The 19,963-nt window shown below is 60.1% G+C and carries 21 protein-coding genes; 8 read left to right on the forward strand and 13 right to left on the reverse strand.

Translation table 11 applies throughout. From position 1 onward, the window contains the following. Window positions 1–36 precede the first annotated feature (36 nt). Window positions 37–1,440 (reverse strand): sensor histidine kinase, encoded by a 1,404-nt coding sequence (locus KEC16_RS10180; RefSeq protein WP_346344063.1) that lies wholly within the window; start codon window positions 1,438–1,440, stop codon window positions 37–39. Continuing rightward, entirely contained in the window at window positions 1,427–2,104 is a 678-nt protein-coding gene (locus tag KEC16_RS10185; protein ID WP_211548497.1) for a response regulator transcription factor, read from the reverse strand. Before KEC16_RS10185 ends, KEC16_RS10180 begins: the two co-directional genes overlap by 14 nt. A 333-nt stretch (window positions 2,105–2,437) precedes the next feature. Between KEC16_RS10185 and KEC16_RS10190 the strand changes: the two genes are divergently transcribed. Beyond that, window positions 2,438–3,061: a hypothetical protein gene (locus tag KEC16_RS10190; protein WP_211548498.1), complete on the forward strand. Its 624-nt coding sequence runs from the start codon at window positions 2,438–2,440 to the stop codon at window positions 3,059–3,061. Here KEC16_RS10190 and KEC16_RS10195 read toward each other — a convergent pair whose 3' ends face one another. Then, window positions 3,062–3,460: an acyl-CoA thioesterase gene (locus tag KEC16_RS10195; protein WP_211548500.1), complete on the reverse strand. Its 399-nt coding sequence runs from the start codon at window positions 3,458–3,460 to the stop codon at window positions 3,062–3,064. Between the two features lie 84 nt (window positions 3,461–3,544). On the opposite strand from KEC16_RS10195, the gene parE reads away from it, so the two are divergent. Further along, window positions 3,545–5,536 (forward strand): DNA topoisomerase IV subunit B, encoded by a 1,992-nt coding sequence (parE, locus tag KEC16_RS10200; RefSeq protein WP_211548665.1) that lies wholly within the window; start codon window positions 3,545–3,547, stop codon window positions 5,534–5,536. Between the two features lie 44 nt (window positions 5,537–5,580). On the opposite strand, the gene KEC16_RS10205 is transcribed toward parE, so the two are convergent. The 3 genes from KEC16_RS10205 to ccoG form a co-directional block, all read right to left on the reverse strand. After that, entirely contained in the window at window positions 5,581–6,828 is a 1,248-nt protein-coding gene (locus KEC16_RS10205; RefSeq protein WP_211548502.1) for a phosphatidylserine decarboxylase family protein, read from the reverse strand. Between the two features lie 185 nt (window positions 6,829–7,013). Beyond that, window positions 7,014–7,154: a hypothetical protein gene (locus KEC16_RS10210; RefSeq protein ID WP_211548504.1), complete on the reverse strand. Its 141-nt coding sequence runs from the start codon at window positions 7,152–7,154 to the stop codon at window positions 7,014–7,016. 235 nt (window positions 7,155–7,389) lie between these two features. Next, window positions 7,390–8,856, reverse strand: a complete 1,467-nt coding sequence (gene ccoG / locus KEC16_RS10215) for a cytochrome c oxidase accessory protein CcoG (protein WP_211548506.1) — start codon at window positions 8,854–8,856, stop codon at window positions 7,390–7,392. Window positions 8,857–8,957: 101 nt separating this feature from the next. On the opposite strand from ccoG, the gene KEC16_RS10220 reads away from it, so the two are divergent. From KEC16_RS10220 to KEC16_RS10230, 3 genes are read left to right on the forward strand one after another with little or no spacing between them, the layout of a single operon-like run. Then, a complete protein-coding gene (locus KEC16_RS10220; RefSeq protein ID WP_346344064.1) occupies window positions 8,958–9,497 on the forward strand; it encodes a GNAT family N-acetyltransferase in 540 nt (179 codons plus the stop codon). Beyond that, window positions 9,494–9,940 carry a YaiI/YqxD family protein gene (locus KEC16_RS10225; RefSeq protein WP_211548510.1) on the forward strand — a complete coding sequence of 149 codons (447 nt, stop codon included), beginning with the start codon at window positions 9,494–9,496 and terminating at the stop codon, window positions 9,938–9,940. The genes KEC16_RS10220 and KEC16_RS10225 overlap by 4 nt, the downstream gene beginning before the upstream one ends. A 37-nt stretch (window positions 9,941–9,977) precedes the next feature. Beyond that, window positions 9,978–10,685, forward strand: a complete 708-nt coding sequence (locus KEC16_RS10230) for a Crp/Fnr family transcriptional regulator (RefSeq protein WP_211548512.1) — start codon at window positions 9,978–9,980, stop codon at window positions 10,683–10,685. On the opposite strand, the gene KEC16_RS10235 is transcribed toward KEC16_RS10230, so the two are convergent. Continuing rightward, window positions 10,686–11,255 (reverse strand): tetratricopeptide repeat protein, encoded by a 570-nt coding sequence (locus KEC16_RS10235; protein WP_211548514.1) that lies wholly within the window; start codon window positions 11,253–11,255, stop codon window positions 10,686–10,688. 102 nt (window positions 11,256–11,357) lie between these two features. Beyond that, window positions 11,358–11,483: a type B 50S ribosomal protein L36 gene (gene ykgO / locus KEC16_RS10240; protein ID WP_041633398.1), complete on the reverse strand. Its 126-nt coding sequence runs from the start codon at window positions 11,481–11,483 to the stop codon at window positions 11,358–11,360. A 136-nt stretch (window positions 11,484–11,619) separates the two neighbouring features. On the opposite strand from ykgO, the gene KEC16_RS10245 reads away from it, so the two are divergent. Further along, the gene (locus KEC16_RS10245; protein ID WP_211548516.1) at window positions 11,620–12,408 is read left to right on the forward strand and encodes an N-formylglutamate amidohydrolase; all 789 of its coding nucleotides are present in this window, start codon (window positions 11,620–11,622) and stop codon (window positions 12,406–12,408) included. 10 nt (window positions 12,409–12,418) lie between these two features. Here KEC16_RS10245 and KEC16_RS10250 read toward each other — a convergent pair whose 3' ends face one another. After that, on the reverse strand, window positions 12,419–12,805 hold the full coding sequence (locus KEC16_RS10250) for a response regulator (RefSeq protein WP_211548519.1): 387 nt from the start codon (window positions 12,803–12,805) through the stop codon (window positions 12,419–12,421). Between the two features lie 116 nt (window positions 12,806–12,921). After that, window positions 12,922–13,326 carry a response regulator gene (locus tag KEC16_RS10255; protein WP_249209061.1) on the reverse strand — a complete coding sequence of 135 codons (405 nt, stop codon included), beginning with the start codon at window positions 13,324–13,326 and terminating at the stop codon, window positions 12,922–12,924. A gap of 336 nt (window positions 13,327–13,662) precedes the next feature. Between KEC16_RS10255 and KEC16_RS10260 the strand changes: the two genes are divergently transcribed. After that, complete coding sequence (locus tag KEC16_RS10260; protein WP_211548521.1) at window positions 13,663–13,818, forward strand: GapR family DNA-binding domain-containing protein; 156 nt, start codon at window positions 13,663–13,665, stop codon at window positions 13,816–13,818. A 155-nt stretch (window positions 13,819–13,973) separates the two neighbouring features. After that, window positions 13,974–14,237 carry a DUF2312 domain-containing protein gene (locus tag KEC16_RS10265; RefSeq protein ID WP_211548523.1) on the forward strand — a complete coding sequence of 88 codons (264 nt, stop codon included), beginning with the start codon at window positions 13,974–13,976 and terminating at the stop codon, window positions 14,235–14,237. 113 nt (window positions 14,238–14,350) lie between these two features. Here KEC16_RS10265 and KEC16_RS10270 read toward each other — a convergent pair whose 3' ends face one another. From KEC16_RS10270 to KEC16_RS10280, 3 genes are read right to left on the reverse strand one after another with little or no spacing between them, the layout of a single operon-like run. Next, on the reverse strand, window positions 14,351–15,127 hold the full coding sequence (locus tag KEC16_RS10270; protein ID WP_211548525.1) for a hypothetical protein: 777 nt from the start codon (window positions 15,125–15,127) through the stop codon (window positions 14,351–14,353). A gap of 20 nt (window positions 15,128–15,147) precedes the next feature. Continuing rightward, window positions 15,148–18,507, reverse strand: a complete 3,360-nt coding sequence (locus KEC16_RS20120) for a VPA1269 family protein (protein ID WP_211548527.1) — start codon at window positions 18,505–18,507, stop codon at window positions 15,148–15,150. Beyond that, window positions 18,500–19,918: a site-specific integrase gene (locus KEC16_RS10280; protein ID WP_211548529.1), complete on the reverse strand. Its 1,419-nt coding sequence runs from the start codon at window positions 19,916–19,918 to the stop codon at window positions 18,500–18,502. The genes KEC16_RS20120 and KEC16_RS10280 overlap by 8 nt, the downstream gene beginning before the upstream one ends. Window positions 19,919–19,963: the final 45 nt, after the last annotated feature.

Below are 19,963 nucleotides of genomic sequence, written 5' to 3' on the forward strand. Positions count from 1 at the left end.
GGAGGTAGATGGGGGTTTGGGCAATCGTCTTGGTGTTCAGTCTTGCCCGTTGCCGTTGCTTGCCGGAAAGCAGAGCCGCACGGTCAGGCCGGGGGCGTTGTCGGCCAGACGAAGCGCCGCGCCATGCAGCCGCGCCACGGCATTGACCAGCGACAGACCCAAGCCGTTGCCCGGAGTCGAGCGGGTGGCGTCCAGACGGACGAAGCGTTCCAGCACCCGCTCGTGCTGATCGGGGGCGATGCCGGGGCCGGAATCGGCGACGGTGATGTCGATGGTCTGGTTATTCCGGCTGACGCCGACCTGGACGGTGCCGCCGGCGGGCGTGTATTTGACGGCGTTGTCGACCATGTTGGCCAAGGCCTGGAACAACAGATGGCGGTCGCCATCGACGATCAGGCCGGTTTGGCTGGCACAGGTCAGGGCGATGCCCTTTTCCTCGGCCAATGGTTCGTATAATTCGGCGATATCTTCGGCCAGACGGGCAGGATCAAGCGGCTCGAAACTGTGGAGGCGCTGCCCCGATTCGGCGCTGCTGATGGTCAAGATGGCGTTGAAGGTGGCCAAGATGTCATCGGCTTCGGCCAGGGTTTCCTCGAGCGTGCGGCGCAAGGCGGCGGGGTCGGTTTCCGACAGCAACGCCACGTCGATGCGCGAGCGCAGGCGGTTGAGCGGCGTGCGCAGATCATGGGCGACGTTGTCGGTAACGGTGCGGATGCTTTCCACCAGCCGCTCGATTTCGTCCATCATCTCGTTGAAGCCGGCGGCCAATTGGTCGAATTCATCGCGGGTGTCGGAAAGCTTCATCCGGCTTTTCATGTCGCCGCCGATGATTCGCTTGGCGGTGCGGTTCATGGCTTCGACCCGTTGCAGCAGATGGCGGCTGGTGAAATAGCCGCCGATGATGCCAAGCAAGATGGTCAGCGCCAGCCCCCAGCCCAATGCCCGGTTGATGGCCGATTTGACCCGCTTGGCTTCGTGCAGCGAACGGCCGACCAGCAATTGGTGGTCGTCGGGCAAGACATAGGTGCGGCCCAGCACTTCGGTGGCGAAGTTCTCCGAGCCCATGCGTTCGATGGAAAAGCGGATCCAACCGGCGGAATCGATGCTTTCCGACGGCCAACCGTACAAATTGCCGGCGATGCGGGTACCGTTCGGCCCCGAGAGCAGATAGACGGCACGGCGGTCCAGATCCTGGCCGGCGCGGCCGGCGATGACCTCGGCCAGGCCGCGAATGCCACGCTCGCGGTATTGTTCGGACAGGCCGGTTGCCTCGGCCTCGACCGTCTCTTGCACCTGCCATTCGATGAACACCGAGGTGCTCCACGACACCAAGGCCAACAATGCCATGGCCGAGACGGTGAAGATGCCCAGGTAAGACAGCGCCAGGCGAAACGTGGTGGCCCGCAGCAGCGGCGGTAATTGCAGATTAACGGGCGGCACGAAGGGTATATCCGGCGCCGCGTACGGTGTGGATCAGCACTTGGTCGAAATCCTTGTCGACTTTTTGCCGTAGGCGGCTGATGTGGACGTCGATCAGGTTGGTCTGGGGGTCGAAATGATATTCCCAGACGTTTTCCAGCAACATGGTGCGCGTCACCACCTGACCGGCATGGCGCATCAGATATTCCAGCAAGCGGAATTCGCGCGGCTGCAAATCGATGTCGCGGCCCGAGCGGGTGACCGTGCGGGCCAGCAGGTCCATTTCCAGGTCTTCGACCTTGATGCGGGTTTCCGGCTGGGCGGCGGTGGTGCGTCGGCCCAAGGCTTCGATCCGGGCCAGCAATTCGGCGAAGGCATAGGGCTTGACCAGATAATCGTCGCCGCCAGCCTTAAGGCCCTTGACCCGGTCGTCAACCTTGCCCAATGCCGACAAGATCAGCACCGGGGTGAGATTGCCGGTGCCGCGAATGGTTTGGACGATGGTCAGGCCATCCAGACCGGGCAGCATGCGATCGACGATCAAGGCATCGTAGCGTTCGGTGGTGGCCAGAAACAGGCCGTCATTGCCATTATTGGCCTGATCGACGGTGTGGCCGGCTTCTTTCAGGCCCTTGGCCAAATAGGCCGAGGCTTCCTGGTCGTCCTCGATGATCAGAATCCGCATGACATACCCTTGTGCTTTGAAGCGGGTTAAGCTTACCGTGCCCCCCATCAAACGGAAAGCCCTCGCAGCCAGGGGGAGAGCTGCGAGGGCTTTGTCCGCTGAACCGGCAAGGGGGGGAGCCGGTCTCGAAGTATTTGGGGGCGATACCCTGGGGGGACAGGTCGCTTTCCCGGTCGGCGGAGGAGTTCAAGGACCGCCTTGGTGGTGAAGGATCTTGGCGGGGAGCGCTGTTTCCGCTTCGATCCGGTTCATCACCGTTGTTGAGAGTGATCATGCCCATCCGCACCTTACGCCAGTCTTGCGGCGGGATTAATTCTTGGTAAGGTTTGCCACATGCGTCGAATTCTCATCTTGCTGGCGGCGCTTGCCGCCGCCCCATCCGCCGTTGCCGCTTGTCGTGGACCACAAGGATTACCCTTGCCGGGTCCGTCTTTGCCGCTGGCCGAAGGTGAATTCCGTTATTCGTCGGAACAGGGCTTGGGCTGCGTGGTTTCCAATCAGCAGGGCGTGGCCATGGCCAAGCATGAAAGCGCCATCAGCTTTCTGCCCTGCCTGCGGGTGGGGCCGGTGGTCATCGGCGCGTCCCGCGCCGCGGTCGAGGCCCTGCTGGGGGAGCCGGCGGGGGTAATCGACCTTGACGTCTTCAGCGAGAGCCGGGTTTACGAGGTAGCGCAGCGCGGGACGTTGCGTCCGCATTACGTCGTCACCTATCGCGATGAACAGGTGGTGGCGGTGCAACTGGTCGGCCCGCCCATGCAGATTCCCGTGCGTTTTTCCGGGCTGACCCTGGGTGACGATCAGCAAAAGCTCATCGACACCCTGGGCTGGCCAGAGCAGCGTTGTCAGGGGAAGGTCGACGGGCCGCAATTATGGACCTGGCCATCCTTTCCCATAGCCGTCGATGTTATCGACGGCTATGTCGCCGGCTTCAAGGTGACGTGGCCGGCGGGGAAATAATCACTCGGGCGGGACCCGCCGTTTCGAGCGGTCGGCATTGACGGCGACGAAGTGGAACAAAGCGCTGGTCACCTTGATCTGTTCGTCGTTGTTGTCGCGGCGGACCCAGGCCTCGACGCGGACGGAAATGGACGAATTGCCGACGCGGACGACGTCGGTATAGCAACTGACCTCGTCGCCGACGAACACCGGTTCGTGAAAGGTCATGGAATCCACCGCGACCGTCACCACCAATCCCTTGGCGCGATGAAAGGCGTGGGTGCCGCCGGCCAGATCCATTTGCGCCAGCAGCCAACCGCCGAAAATCGCCCCGTGCGGGTTGGTGTCAGCGGGCATGGCGACGGTGCGGATGGACAATCGACCGCGTGGGGCGGTGCTGGTTTCGATGCTTTCACTCATGGATAATCCCAACATCTTGTATCGGTTTTGGTCAACCTACAGCAGGCGCTTGCGCCTGACCAATGCTCTCCTATAATGCCCGCCATGTCAGACCTGTTCCAGCAACTCGCCCCCAAGGGGACCGAATACTCCGCCAAGGACATCGAAGTCCTTGAGGGGCTCGAGCCCGTTCGTCGCCGCCCCGGTATGTATATCGGCGGCACCGACGACCGTGCGCTTCACCATCTGGTCGCCGAGGTGCTGGACAATTCCATGGACGAGGCGGTGGCCGGCCATGCCAGTTGGATCGAACTGGAACTCGACGTTTCCGGCCATGCCACCATACGGGATAACGGCCGTGGCATTCCGGTCGACCCGCATCCCAAGTTTCCCGACAAAAGCGCGTTGGAAGTCATTTTGACCACCCTGCATTCCGGCGGCAAGTTCGGCGGCGACGCCTATAAGGTGTCGGGCGGTCTGCATGGCGTCGGTGTCTCGGTGGTCAACGCGCTGTCGGATTCCTTGGTGGTCGAGGTCGCCCGCGACCGGCAATTGTGGCGCCAAAGCTTTTCCAAGGGCGCGCCCTTGGGGCCGGCGACCTTGGTCGGCTCGGTGCAGAACCGGCGCGGCACCGCGGTGCGGTTTCATCCTGACCCGGAAATCTTCGGTGATCGCGCCCGGCTCAAGGCCCGCACGCTGTACCGCATGGCCCGCTCCAAGGCTTATCTGTTCCGGGGCGTGCAAATCCGCTGGAAATGCGACCCGCTGCTGATTGATGACGGCGACGACATTCCGGCCGAAGATACCTTGCACTTCCCCAACGGTTTGGCTGACTTCCTTGCCGCCGTCCTGAATGGCCGGCCCTTGGTGACGCGCGGCTATTTCGCCGGCACGGCTCCGTTGGCCGACGACATGGGGCAGGTGGAATGGGCGGTGGCTTGGCCCGATGATGACGAGGACGGCTTCGTCAACACCTATTGCAACACGGTGCCGACCCCCGATGGCGGCACCCATGAAGCCGGTCTGCGCAATGCCCTGACCAAGGGCTTGCGCGGCTATGGCGATCTGCTGGCCAATAAAAAGGCGGCGCAGGTGACGGCGGAAGACGTCATGGGCGGCGCCTGCGTGTTGGTGTCGCTGTTCTTGCGCGATCCGCAATTCCAGGGCCAGACCAAGGAAAAGCTGGTCAGCACCGAAGCGACGCGGTTGGTGGAAAACGCCATCAAGGACCATTTCGATCACTGGTTGTCGGCCGACCCCGAATCGGGCAAGGCGCTGATGGCGCGGTTGATCGAAAAGGCCGAGGAACGGCTGCGCAAGAAGGTGGCCAAGGAAACCAGCCGCAAGACGGCGACGAAAAAGCTGCGCTTGCCCGGCAAGCTGGCCGATTGTTCGCGTCAACTCAATGTCGGCACCGAATTGTTTCTGGTCGAGGGTGATTCGGCCGGCGGTTCAGCCAAGCAGGGCCGCAACCGCGAGACCCAGGCGATCTTGCCGCTGAAGGGCAAGATCTTGAACGTCGCCTCGGCCAGCGCCGACAAGCTGCGGGCCAACCAGGAAATCAAGGATCTGATGGAGGCCTTGGGCTGCGGCAGCCGCGAGTTCTTCGACGCCGACAAGCTGCGCTATGAACGCATCATCATCATGACCGATGCCGACGTCGATGGCGCCCATATCGCCAGCCTGCTGATGACCTTCTTTTATCAGGAAATGCCCGAGCTGATCCGCTCTGGGCATCTGTATCTGGCCATGCCGCCCTTGTATCGTCTGGCTCATGGCCAGACCGTCACCTATGCCCGTGACGACGCCCACAAGGACGAGTTGATGAAGACGCTGTTCGCCGGCAAAAAGAACATCGAAATCAGCCGCTTCAAAGGCTTGGGCGAGATGCCGCCGGCGCAGCTCAAGGAAACGACCATGAACCCGGCAAGGCGGACGCTGATCCGCGTCACCATCCCCGCCGGCCGCACCGAGGAAGACCTGGAAGAAGCCAAGGACGTGGCTAATCTGGTGGAAACCCTGATGGGCAAAAAGCCGGAATTGCGGTTTCACTACATCCAAAAGCACGCCAAGTTCGCCCGCGATCTCGACGTTTAGCTGGCTGCACCGCGCCCGGCTGGGCGCGGTGGTTTTCTCATTGTTTACACTGTCACATTGGCCAGGGCTGAGTTCAGCGGCACGATCTCGGGATCATCGACGCCATAGGGTTGCGGCGGCAGGAAATCCAGCTTCACATTGGGTTGGAAAATCAGACAATGGGTCGATCCGCCATATTGGAAATAGCCGATTTCGTCGCCCTTATCGAGTTTCTGGCCGATCTTGACCTCGAAGACGCATGACGAAATTTCCGCCATGCCGACGAAGATGCAGCCAACCTTGCCCAAAACCGGATGGCCGGTGTCGATGACCATCACCGCGCGGGTGGCGACCGCGGTGATGAAGCCTTGGGAATTGTTGGGGCCGGCGGGGTCCAGCCCCTCGGACGGCGCATCGGCGTAATAGGTGCCGGGAACGATATAGGCGTCGGTGACCGTGCCGGCCACCGGGGCGTGCCAGCGATGGTAATTATACGCCGACAAAAAGGCCTGATAGACGGTGCCGCCGGCGAATAAATCGGCCAGGTCGCTGCGGTCGGCGGAAAACATGTCGCCAAGGGAATAAGGCTGGGCCTTGATCCAGAACTTGTCTTGCATTTTCACGCCGGTCTGGAGGGCATAGGGGCCGGATTCGCAGGCGGCGGTGACCACCAGGGGGTTGTCGGGGCTCGCCACCGGGCGTTGTCCCGGCTTGAACTGACGGGTGAAGAAGTCGTTCCACGAGCCATAGCCCCAATGGGGCTGATCTGGGTCGCAAATGAACTCGCTCATGTTGACCTTGGTGGCGGCGGTGGAACTGAACCAGCCCTTGGGATTTTCGGTGTTCAGGTAGGTGCGGGAATTGGGGCCGGAGAGAAAGGCGCTCCAATAGTTAAGCACGTCGCGCAGTTTCTCGTTGATGGCCGGAAACTGGAAAAAGGCAAAGCCCGACGGCATGCACATGGGCCAGTCCAGCAACGCATTGAGCGGGCAGCCGACCAGTTCCGAGGTGGAAAACGGCGGGGCGTAGTGCATGACCGCATTGATGCGGTGCATCAACCCGTCAATGTCGGCATAGCCGAGCTTGTAGCCGGCGGCGCGGGCCTGTTCGATGGCCTGGGTCAGATGCATGCGGTAGAGCGGTTCATCCATGATGCAGTCGTACAGGGCCAGGACCGGACGCACCAACGGCCGTCCGGGATGGGCGACGACTTCGGCCTCGATTTCGGCGCGAAAGGCGGACAAGACCGCTTCATCGGAGGGTAGCCAGCCGCCGGGACGGGATTTCGAGATGATCTTGACGGCTTCGTTCATGCTTGGTCTCCACCCATGAGATGACTTTGCCGTCTTTGGCGGCAATCGGTGGAGGCAGGATGGCATAAAAAGGATCGCTTCGTAAAACGTGTAATTGTGACGTTTTGTCGCCCTCAAAGGTTATTCGGTTTCCGTAAAAAAAGCCCCGGTCGATGCCGGGGCTTTGCTGTGGGCGCCAACCGCGTTTAGTGGTGGCCGTGGCCGCCATGGCTGTCATGTCCGTGACCATCCGCGGCCGCCTTGCCCGAACCGACGGCCATCAGCAGGCCATAGACGGCGACGGACGCGACGATCAGGACGATGACCCCTTGCAGCACACCGGACATGACGGTTCTCCATTGAATTGATTGCGGCAAAGCTCGCATGGGCTCTGGGGCAAAGTCAACCGGCTACTCCGCCGCCAAGGCACAAAACGGGGGGGGTTCCCCCGGCTCTGGCGTCATCAGTCCGCTTGAACGCCAGATAATGGCAATCGAGCCATCGGCGTGCGCATGTGGCTCAAAAATCAGGCAATAAAAAGCCCCGGAAGGATTGGGTCCTTCCGGGGCTGATGCTTGAGGATTATTTTTCCGGTCCGGCGAACAATGTCTTGCTGCGGATCGGCTTTTCGCTCTTTCCCTGTTCGGTCAGAACAAAGGTGACGTCGGTGCTGCGCCCCTTTAGGGCACTTTCCGGGGCGTTGACGAAGATGCGGAAGGTGCTGACCTGGTCCTTTTCCACTTGGAATTCCAATTCGGTCGCGCCGGATTTTCCGCCGACCACTTCCAAGGTGGCGTCGGCCAAGCCTTCGGTCTTCAAGACATAGGTGCGGTCTTCGCGCACCATGTTGAGGACCTTGTAAGCATAGCCATTGCGGACCGAGCCATCGGACATCTGGACAAAAAGCGGGGTGCGTTCGTGCAGCACGTTGACTTCGGTGGTCGAGCGGGTCAGCAACGAAGTCAGCATGACGCCGCCGACGATGGCCAGCAGGCCGGCGTACAGCAAGGTGCGGGCGCGGATCGGCTTGATCCCCTGTGCGGGTTTGCCGGCTTCGCGGGCTTCCAGGTTGACGGCGGAATCATAGCTGATCAGGCCGCGCGGCAAACCGAACTTGTCCATGATCTGGTCGCAGGCGTCAATGCAGACGCCACAGCCGATACAGGCCAATTGATTGCCAAAGCGAATGTCGACGCCGGTGGGGCACGATTGCACGCACATCTTGCAATCGACGCAATGGCCGCGCTGGTCGAAATTGCGGTCCTTGGGCGCCGGGGCGCGGGGCTCGCCGCGCCAGGCTTCGTAGCTGACGATCAGCGAATGTTCATCGAACATGGCCGCCTGAAAGCGGGAATAGGGGCACATGTAAACGCAGACGCGTTCGCGGGCGAATCCCCCCAACAGGAAGCAAAAGCCGCCGATGATCAGAATGAACAGATAAACCGAGAACGGCGCCTGGGCGGTGAAGATGTCTTTCAACATCTGGAAGGCGTCGCCGAACCATAAGGTGACGCCGATCCCGCAGGCGGCCGATACGGCCGCCCAAGCGGTGACGACTACCGTCTTCTTCGCCAGCTTCTTGGCGCTGAGGGGGGCGCGTTCAAAGGCGATGCGGGTCGTGCGTTCGCCGATCACCCAGCGTTCGATGTTTTGGAACAGATCCGTGTACACCGTCTGCCAGCACAGGAACCCGCACCAGACGCGGCCGGCCAGGGCGCTCATCAGGAACAGGGAAATGGCGGCGATCAACAGCAAGCCGGTGACGTAATAGACTTCCTGCGGCCAAATCTCGATATCGAAGAAATAAGCCCGCCGTCCGGCCATATCGACCAAGATGGCCTGACCCGGCGCGTCAGGACCACGATCCCAGCGCAAGAACGGCCCCAGGTGCCACCATGCCAGCAAGATGGCCATGGCCCACCATTTGAGGGTGCGGAACAACCCGGTGACGCCGCGAGGCACCGCTTGGCCGTTTTCGCGATAAAAAGGAACCTCGCCCTTGGTGGGCTGGCGTTCGGTAATCTGATCGGGGTCGATGGTCGCGTTCATGACTGCTTCAATCCTCCTGTCCCGAACCCAGGTTTAGCTGAGGCTTAACCACTTTTCAGTGACATTTGTCACTAACAGCTATGCATGAATGGAGGGGCTCGGTGCGGACCGAACACTTAACATTACGTCCCTGGCGGCCCGACGACTTGGCCGCCTTTCGTTTCATCAACGCCGACAGCGAGGTCATGGCCCTGATGCCGTCCCCCTTGGATGCCCAGCAAAGCGATGCCCAGGCGCTTCGGATCATGGACGACATCGCCACCCGCGGCTGGGGTTTATGGGCGGTCGAGGTTCCGGGGGAAGCCGATTTTATCGGCTATGTCGGCTTGAACGAGCCGGCTTCGCTCATGCCGTTCCAGACAAAAGGGGGGCAGTGCGTGGAAATGGCTTGGCGGCTGGCCCGACCCTATTGGGGCCGGGGCTATGCCAGCGAGGCGGCGCGGGCCGCCTTGGATTTCGGCTTTAGCAAAGTTGGTCTGGCCGAGATCGTCGCTTACACCGTGCCGCATAATCACCGCTCCCGCAAGGTGATGGAACGTATCGGCATGGTGCGTGACGAACAGGGCGATTTCGATCATCCGATCTTGGCGGCCGGCCATCCGTTGCGCCGGCATGTGCTGTATCGCAAGGGGCGGCCATGACCCGCATTTTCATCGACGGCGACGCTTGCCCGGTCAAGGAAGAGGTTTTGCGGGTGGCGGCGCGCCATGATCTTCCCGTGATTATCGTCGCCAATAGTTGGCATCGCATTGATCATTATCTGGTTGAGCAGGTGGTGGTGGCCGAAGGCGCCGACGCCGCCGACGATGTCATCGCCGAGCGTTGCCAGGATGGCGACGTGGTGGTGACCGCCGATATTCCCTTGGCCGCCCGTTGTCTGGCCAAGGGAGCCTTGCCGCTGGATTCCCGTGGCCGGCCGTTTCAAGAAGCCAATATGGGCATGCAACTGGCCATGCGCGATCTGATGAAGGATTTGCGTGAACGTGGCGAGGTGACCGGCGGTCCGTCAGGATTTACCAAACAGGACCGCTCGCGCTTTCTTGATGGCCTTGAGCGGCTGGTGCAAGCGGCCAGGAAACGCTAGTGTATGAATTAACTCTAATATGATGGAGGTTTAGGCAATGCGCCGCACCCAGATCGAAGCCGCATGGTTGGGAAAGGCCGAATGTCGCAATTGCGGCATCCGTGATCTGGTGCTGTTCGCCGATTTGCAGGAAGCTGATTTCCAGCTGATCCACCAGCCGGTGGAGGAATTGATGCTGGATTCGGGGGCGACTTTGTATCGCCCCGGCGACGATGGCGCCGCCGCCTTCACCATTCGCAGCGGCTTGGTCAAGCTGGTGCAATACCTGCCCGATGGCAACCGCCGCATCGTCAGATTGCTGCGGGCGGGGGCGGTGGCCGGGTTGGAGGTGTTGGCGGGGCGGTCCTACGAGCATGCGGCCGAGGTGTTGCAACCGGCTTTGGTTTGCCGCCTGCCGCGCGAAGTGGTAGAGCGGCTGAACCAGGAAACCCCGCGCCTGCACCGTCAGTTGATGAACAAGTGGAGCGAATCGCTGCGCTTGGCCGATGAGTGGCTGACCGAGTTGAATACCGGAACGTCGCGCCAGCGCATGGCCCGGCTGTTCCTGCATTTGGCTTCCCTGGACGAGGATGGGCTGTGCCGCATGCTGGTGCGCGAGGATGTGGGGGCGATCTTGTCGCTGACCACCGAAACTTCCAGCCGGACGGTGGCCGAGTTCAAACGCCTGGGGGTGGTGCGTGAAATCCGCCCGAACACGTTCCAGCTTGAGGCTGAAGCGTTGGAAAAAATCGCTGTCGATGGCTGATCACAACGGCAATCCCACCAATTGGCCGCGCAACGCCGCGACATCGTCGCGCACGTCAGGCAGGTGGGGGTTGTAGCGCAGCGCGGTTTCGAACGCCCGCAGCGCCGCTTGTTTGCGATCCAGATCCAGCATAATCAAACCCAGCCCGGCCCAGGCCCCGAAATGGCGGGGCTCCAGCGTCAAGGTCATGGCGATATCGGCAAGGGCGGCGGAAAAATCGTCTTGGGCATAATGGGCGGTGGCCCGCAAATTCCAGCCCGCCACCAGATCGGGGGCCAGAACCACCACCTGATCCAAGGCGCCGATGGCGGCGTCAATGGCGCCGGCATGCAGGGCGGCAATGGCCTGGGTCATCATCTTGTCCACTTCGGCGCGTTCGCTCCGCGCCCAGACTTGACGGATGGTCGCCTCGATCACGCGGGCTTCGACGGTATTGGTGGTGACGTGCAGGCGTTCGAACAAAATGTCCAGGCTGTCTTGGCGATCAACCCGCTCCACCGGTTTTGGCGAGCAGCCCATCACCGTGCCCAGCAGGATAATCGCTAACAGTGAGCCAACAATGCGTCCCATGGAAGGGATGTGGTCATGGCGGCGTAGCTTGCCAAGCCCCCAAAACAAAACCGCGCCCCCGATAACGGGGACGCGGTTTGTTGTACGGTTCGACCAAGCTGATCAGCCCTGGCGAGCCTTGAAGCGGGGGTTCGTCTTGTTGATGACGAAAACACGGCCCTTGCGGCGAACGATGCGGCAGTTCTTGTCGCGCAGCTTGGCCGACTTGAGCGAATTGCGAATCTTCATATCCAACTTCCCTAACACTTAGGTCGCGAATGGTCAAGTCCGGGTGCGCGACCGGAGGCGGCGAAAATACGGAAACCCCCATAGGCTGTCAACCCATTGATGGATTTTTTCTGTCGGCCCGTTTATCTATGGTGCCATGCTACAGTTTATTGCTTCTTCCGACAATGATCCGCAGCCGTTCGAGCGTGTCGACGCGGCGGGCGACAGTTCCATCTTGCTGGTCTGCGACCATGCCTCGGCGATCATCCCGGCCCGCTATGGCGCGCTGGGGCTGGATGACGCCACCCGCGGCGCCCATGTGGCCTGGGATATCGGCGCCGCCACGGTGACCCGGATGCTGGCGGCGGATTTGGGCTGCGCCGCCCTTTTAGCCGGAATAAGCCGACTGGTCATCGATTGCAATCGTCAGCCCGGCGACCCATCGTCGATCCCGGCCCGAACCTGCGGCACCGAAGTCCCCGGTAACCGCAAGATCGACGATGCCGAGGCGGAAGCCCGCGCGGCGGCGTGGTTTTGGCCCTATCATCAGGAAATCGGCACCACCTTGGGGCGGATGTTTCGGCGTGGACCGGTGCCGGTGATGATTTCCCTGCACAGTTTTACCCCCCGGATGGGCGATTTCCCGCGGCCGTGGCAGGTGGGCGTGCTGTGGAACCGGGATGGCCGCATGGCTTTGCCGGTGATTGACGCCCTGCGCGGCGTCCCCGGCCTGAATGTCGGCGACAATCAGCCTTATTCGGGGCGCGAGATCAATTATACCCTTGATACCCATGCCGGCGCCGCCGGTCTGCCGCACCTGTCTTTTGAAATCCGCCAGGACTTGCTGGCCGACGCGGCCGGATGCCGCCGCTGGGCCACCCTGTTGGCCCAGGTGCTCAAGCCCGTTCTGGCCGATGGGCAATTGCGCCGGGTGCAGGTGTTTTAACGTTTCGCGATTAAGCGGCTTGCCGCGGCATGGTCCGTTCCAGCGTCTGAAACAATTGCTCGCGGCTGAACGGCTTGGCCAGATAATGGCTGCCCTGGTCATCGACGGTGCGGCGAATGGCCTCGGGGCAATGTTGTCCCGTCATCATGATAAAAGGCAGATGCGACAATTCGGCCTGGGCGCGGATGCTATCGCGCAACCCTTGGCCATCCATGGGCATCATGTGCAAATCGGACAACACCACGTCAACGCGGGTGGTGGCCAGCCGCTTGAGGGCGTCCTGGCCGTCGATGGCTTCCTCGACGACAAAGCCGCCATGCTGTTCCAGCATCTGCCGAATCATGCGCCGGGTCAGGGGACTATCTTCCACCAGAAGAATTGTACGAAACGGCGTCATGGGGTGTCTCGAAGCTGCAAGGCGATGACGCCAAGATGCCTGCAACCAGAACATTAACCCAGGGGGCGGAAGACTTAGGACCGCGATCATCCGCAGCACGGCGCCATACTTTGGAATCAGGCCGCCGGCTGCCAACGTACCACTTTGGTCAATTGGCGGGTCAGGGCATCTAGACCGAAAGGCTTGATCAGGTAGCCGTTGACCCCGGCCGAACGGGCGCGTTTGACGTGTTCCATCGATCCTTCGCCCGTGATCATGACAAAGGGAATATGGCTGGTTTGTGGATCTTCCCGCATGGCCATCAACAACTGCAAGCCGGTCATGGGAATCATGTTCCAATCCGACAAGACAACATCCACAGGTTGAGCACGAAGAAGCTGCAAGGCGGTGGAGCCGTCATTGGCTTCAAGGATCTCGTTGACGCCCAAGGACCGCAACATCTGACGGACCAGCAGACGCATGGCCGGAATATCTTCGACCAACATGATGCGTGGCTGGGACGACGATGGGATCATGGTCATGCTCTCTATACGCGAATTGTCTGTGGTAACCAGATGATATCGCCGAGCCTAAAATGCTGCATCAGGTGCGCACCTTATCCTGTGCGTTTTTTCCCGGCGACGTGACTCTTGAACCCGGACCGGCAGCGCATTATGGTCTGCTGCCCATGCGGGACGAGAGATGAAGGAATGAGCGACGACCAGAATAACAATCGGATCGGAGGCGTGGATGTCGCTTCAACGGGTTGGCGGCAATACACGTTTCCCAAGTCTGTATCGTAGTTCACATTGGCGACCACAAAATATATCCCCCCGAGGCCTGCGGAAACGCGCCAGGGCAATCTGAAAGGAAAAGAGATGGCTGACGACGAAAGCAACGCTCAGATCGGCGGTATCGCCGCCGAGGCCCTTCGGCAATTTGTCGAAAGAATTGAGCGTCTTGAAGAAGAAAAGAAGGCGCTTTCGGCTGACATTAAAGACGTTTACGGCCAGGCGAAAAGCCAAGGCTTCTAATCCCCCCTCACTTTTGTAGCATGTATGTAAACTCAACGACTTAGCAGCAATACGCGTATCACAAGGCTGTATTGCACGCCGAGTGGGCAACTATGAGATACACAACAGCCCATGGCCTGCGCAACCGCGCCGGGGCAAAATGAAAGGAAGAGAAAATGTCTGACGAAGAAAGCAATGCTCAGATTGGCGGTATCGCGGCTGAGGCCCTTCGACAATTCGTGGAGCGGATCGAGCGCCTGGAAGAAGAAAAGAAAGCGCTCTCCGCAGATATTAAAGACGTTTACGGTCAGTGCAAGAGCCAAGGCTTTGACGTCAAGATCGTTAGGAAAATTATTTCTCTTCGAAGGATGGAAGATCAGGAACGTGAAGAGATCGATCAACTTCTCGATCTCTACAAAGCAGCGCTTGGAATGGCGTAAACAAATGGGCGGCTTCGGAGCCGCCCATATTTTTTGGGAATTCACCTTACAGGTCTCGCTTCGACCGTTCCTGCATGAGTTGGTGCGCAGCTATGGCCTGTGCGGGAGCTGTATCAGCTCTCCACGCAGTCGGCCTCGAAGGGAGAGGTCTCCGGCTCTGTATCTACCTTCTCGCTGGTGAGCCCTCTCAGCGCATCGATTTCGTCGGCCTGAACCAGTTGTTTCCTCATGCCAGAACGCTGTCGGACCCGTCGACCGTCGAACGTCAGGTCGTATTCTGCTAGCGCTTGGTCGTCGCACAGGCGCTGGGTGAGACGTCGGAGACTTGCCTGAACGTTTGGGTCGACCGACCGCGCAGGTAGAGCCGGCGTTGCTGGGGCGCCGTGGAGGATTGACTGGACGTCGATGCCAGGTATCGATGTGAGCCCCCTTACAAGTATCCGATATTTGCTCGCCGTTTGACGAAGCTCCTCTAAGGCGAACCGAAGGAATTGCTGATCCTCCACCGCATCCAAACGATCAATGATCTCGTCGATAGATTTTTGGCGGGGTGTCTTTTTGGGGAGGGTGACAATTCCCCGCTCGGCTTGGCGTGCGGCGATGTAAGTCATCATCCCAGACTTGTCGGCCGCGATTGTGACCCTCGTCGGACCAATCCACTCGGTGTGACCGAGGGCTTGCCGAGCTTTAACGTATGCCTCAATTGTCGATGCATTGATCGGGGCGCTTCCGGCACGGTAGGCGTGCGCTCCTTTCGACCGCGCACGTCGGAGGACCTCAGCTGCACTGCCATCCGCTATAGCATCGCAGGCGTCCTTTAGCCGACCAAGGGTGGCCAGTCGAATATAGCCCCGCTTGAGTTGACGGGCCTCATGGATCAACCGGTCCATGATCAATTCGGATGTGTCCGTCATTGATTCATCGTCTCCAGGATACCCCCGTTCGCTCGCTCGTCCAATTGCTGGACGAAGGCCATTATTGCTGCATCAAGCCCCGGCAAGCCTTCGAAGTGCTGACGGCCGTCGATCAGATCTTCCACGGCCTCCGGGGGAGCGGTATCGAGTAGGATGTCGCCGAACCGGTCGAGTGCTTTCCTCCGAGTCCGCTCGTCCATGCTGTAGAAGAATTTCTCCACGCCATTACTGCGGGCGACTCGCAGCAGCAGTTCATCCCGCATCTCCCGAGTGCCGTGGGGCACATCGGCTAAGCCTCCCGAGACAACAGCGGCATCCCTGAGCACCGTGTGCATCAGGTTCAGGAAATGGGTTTCTGACAGCCTCGTCCTGACTTCCGCTTCGGTAATTCCAGTGATAACGGGCAACGGGGTGCTGTCGCTGGCGGTCTGCATCATGCTTTCGCAAGCATGGATCGTGCGCAGTTCAGCGCACCACTCCGCGAACAGCGAGTCCCGTGTTTCGCGCATCTTTCCGATCGCCCCTCGGAGCGCGGCGGTCGGACGCCCGCTGTCCTCTGCCGCAACGACCTCGTCCTCCAACTCAGCCTCACGGTTCATAGACTGCTTAATGTCAATCATGAGGGCGTTCAATCTCAGGATAAGGCCGTTCAAGAAAGCAGGGCCGGTGATCCTATATCGACAGCGAGAGCAGGCGCGGGGCCTGAAGACAGGTTGATAGGCGTTCTTGTAATATTCTCCGCCGGTAGCGCAGTCGCCGCCTGGGCAGATTCCGTGCGCTAATACCTCCCACGATCCGGCTCCCCACTCGAAGTTATCCTTCAGCATCGAGATTCCAGCCCAATCTTCGCTTGAGCGTAGCGTTACCGGCTCACCGACCGCCTTGAAGATCTCGGCCTCCATTTCGTCTTCGTCCATCGCAGCAAGGCGTTCGGCTGAGAGCGCAAGCTTGCGAAATTCAAAGCCCTCCTGGATCCCTCGGTGAACTGCGGCGAGATCCACCGCCTTATAGTGCCAGGTCATGATCGGGGTGGCGTGGCCGACCAGCATCTGGACGACGTGGATAGGCACGCCGTTGTCGAGCAGGACGGACACGACTGTGACCCGCAAGGAGTGAATATCCCAGCGGGGCTGATCATCGCCCAGCACGAGTGGATATTCGTATCCTAGGGTTTCATCCACCAAGGGCTGGCAGTGCTTGAGCAGATCTATCCAATATCGGTTCACCGTTGGATCTGTTGGCGGCTGCATGAGGGCCCCGCCCTGAGGGTCGCGGAAAACTGGATAGACGGATGCGACAAGGTCGTGATCGACTAGATGTTTTTCCTTGCCTCGCAGTGCCGCGATGGACTTTTTTGCGGGGTTGAAGCGAATCTGCCAGTCCCGCATTTGGACGTACTGGTGTGCGGCGGCCGGATCGACGTAAGGAACCTCATAGGAACCGGTCTTATTCACCTCTAGGTGCATCCCGAGAACCCGTTGACCCGGCGCAATCTCCATAACCCGCAAGAAGCCCGCCCGACGCCCTTTCTCTGCTAACCCCAGCGGGTTCGGCAACTCCCTGAGCGTTTCGGGATCTGGCCAAGATTCATCGCCTTCGGCGCTATCTAGCCACAGGGCCGAGGACTTCCGCATTCCCGTCGAAAAAATGAGGTCGAACAGAATGGGAAGGGCGGGCCAGAACTCGGTGCTGGCTTTGCCAGCTTCGCGGTCGAACACAATCCTGTCATAGCGCGCGAGGTTCCGTGCGAACACGAAATTGTCTCGACGGTTTTCTCGCATCAGAATTGCCAGGATCTCTTGGTCAATGGCCTTGCGCGGGGTGCGAGCCCGGCGCTTGTTCGAGCGTCCGAACTGGTCCACTTTACGGTCGATTGGACATGTCAGCCTGCCGCCGAACCCGTCTCGCTTGGAGGCCAAGATCCACACCTGGGCCAAGCGGGTGAGCGCCGTATTCTTCCGGTCCGGGTGAATGTCGGCGTGTCTGAGAAAGTCCATGAACGTGTAATGCGCAGGATTGCCAAACGAATTTATGTGCTTCTCACGCACGAGTTCGGCGAGCGTTCTCGGCGCTCGCTCTTCGCCGAGCTTGGCTAGATACACCAGGAAGAGGTTAAGTGAATCTGACGGTCCGTAGACCGATTTCGCCTCAAGCAATGGGAAGAGTTCGCGGAAATTCTCGGCCCACTGACGAAGGAAATCGGGAAACCTGGGTGGGGGAGGCCCGACAAGTTCCTGGTAGCGCTGCGTGTTGCGTTTGGTCGGCCGCTCTACCCAAGCAAACAGGCCCGTCCCGTGCTGCAACGCAAGCCGGCGACGCCCCTCGAATAGTTGGGCCTCGTCCATGTCCAAGAGATCGACATCGAAGGCCGTACAGGCTAAGCGCGCCAATGAGTTAAAGCCAGTCGCGCGACCACTTTGGTTTCTGTCCAGATGAAGGGTCCGGAGGGCTGCGAACGGGCCGAGGGACAGGTGCGAAAACTGGGCAGCGTTAGTGCTATGGAGCAACTGGCGGCACGCTGCCAAGACCTCCCGTTCTGCTTCGCGTGCCCGGTTGCGCCAAAGCTGCCACGCATTCCTCACTAGGCTACGCCAATTGCCGATGTCCGGGCAGAAGATGTCAACCCAGAGGTAATTGAATGGAACAAATGTGAGGCGGTCCAAGCTACCCACGTGCGAGAATGGCTGGATCCAGATGCCTTCGCGGCAAAGCCATTGAGCGAACCATGCCCATCCTGTCCGCACATCCGTGGTGCCGCCAGCTAGAAACGAGTGAGCTTTATCGGCCACCGTCGAAAGTATGCTCTGGGCCGAGCGGTTGCTCTTGATGAGCTTTTCCAACTCGGAGAGGCCAGCGCTGTAGGCCGGTTTCAGCACCTTGTCCCAACCGAAGTTCGCTTCTGCATACGTCATCAGGTCGCGTACCTGCGACGGGTTGAGCTTACCGATTACCTCCGGCAGATTTCCGTCCTTCTTCGAGGCGCGGCGGCGGGCACCTCGGGCCGTGATGTTCGATATGTACCCCAGTTCGCCCAAGGACAGCACGAGGGGCTCAGCTTGGCAGTAAACAAGTGATGTGCCGTTGTAGCTGAGCGCAACAAGCGAGAGCGAGGAGACCTTACTGCCGCTTCGACGCACTGAACCGATCGTCTGATCCAGTTCGTCCACCGGACTCGCCATGACCCAGACCAAATGGTTTGTGACCGCCTCCTTGAACCGGGAGTGAGCCTTGCGAATATCGTCGATGGAGGGCACCCCTTGCAGAAGAACGAACGTGTTGTCAGTGGTGTTGACGAGCGCCCCATCTTCGAGGAGGTCAATCACGTTGCCTTCATTTGGGAAGTCGATCTCAGCCACGGCCCGTCTCCAGTTTGGACTGCCCCATGCGGATGCTGTCAGCTGCTTCTTTCGCGCGCCGTCCGTATGCATCTTGGCTCTCGATGCTGGCGTGGCCCATGATCAACTGAATGGCATCGGGTCCAAGTCCGAGCATCTCCTTGGCCATCCATTTGTAGAGGTGGCGTCCAGCATGGATCGACCGGCCGTACCGGTAGGGCTCAAGGCCGACCCGGCGACAGGCACGCTCGAAGGCTGCCTCAACGTTCGAGATCTTTTGAGGTTCGCCTAGCGCGTCGCGTCGCGCCGCCATGTTGACAAACAGGTAAGGATGGCTCGCACTAGTGCGTTGAGTCTGATGGAAGCGCATGATTTGCTGAACGCAGTCGGCGAATAGCTCAGCCATGCGAGCGTCGAGCCAAAAGACCGGAAGCAGCAAGCGATCATCGTTTGCGAACACCGTCCCCTTCCAACCGGCTCGCTCGGAGGAAACAATGCTGTCAGGTCTCGGCACGCGGCCATATTTGGTCGCCAAGTGCTGGCGCCTAGTCGTCCTCCGATCCCCAACTGTCGTGGTGTACGTCGAGTCGCACGGGTGCGCCCGAAGCACCAGGATAGTGTCGTCGTCGAAGCCGAACAACCGCCCCCTGTAGCTTGCCGGCAGGACATCGACCTGCCACATGTTCAATATCTCTGAGATCCGGAGGCCACCAAAAGCCGAGAGCATCCAAATTCCCCGGAATACCAGGTTCTTCTCGGCATCGATGAGCGCAACCCATTCCTCGATGGGCATCATCTGCCGAAAGCCCACGCGGGAGCGTATTGGCCGCTTGCCGCCAGCGAGCCTCGGCATATCATCTGCGAAGTCGAAATATGTTCGCCAGCGTTCCCGGTGCGCGTTCAAGTGGGCAAAGAAGTCCCTAGCCGAACTCTCCTTATCTGCCAACATCTGCGCGATGAATGACTGATTGATCACCGTTGTGCGGCGGGCCAATCCAATGTGTCCGAACGCCGTGTTGCAGTGCTGCACATAGCTGCGGATCGCGCTGTATTCGCCCTGGACAGTCTCATAGCGCACAGGCTTCCACGAAATGCTAGGGACTATAGTGCGGCCGCTTGGGTCGATGGTGCCATGCAAGCGGAAGTACAGGTAGCTGTAAACTAGGTCGGTCAATAGTTCGGTGGTCAGGGGTCGTGCCTGCCAGCCGATGACGTACCAATCGTGCAAACGGCCTATGGTTCCCACCCATTGCTCTATGCTGGAAAGTGAACGGGTTTGGGTTAGTGCATTTGCCCAGGAGAGCGCCTCGCGCGATAGTGCAACATCCCCAACTTCGTCGGCAACGAACAAGAATGGCAACGCCCCAGGGGGTGACAGCGTGGGTAGCGTACGAACTGCAAAGAACGGTGCGCTATCATTTTTCTCGTTCACTTGCCCCCCCATTTCACAACAATGGGCTGGCGCATTAAACCAAAT

Origin of the sequence: Magnetospirillum sulfuroxidans (assembly GCF_018224925.1) — a bacterium.
Lineage (GTDB): Bacteria > Pseudomonadota > Alphaproteobacteria > Rhodospirillales > Magnetospirillaceae > Magnetospirillum > Magnetospirillum sulfuroxidans.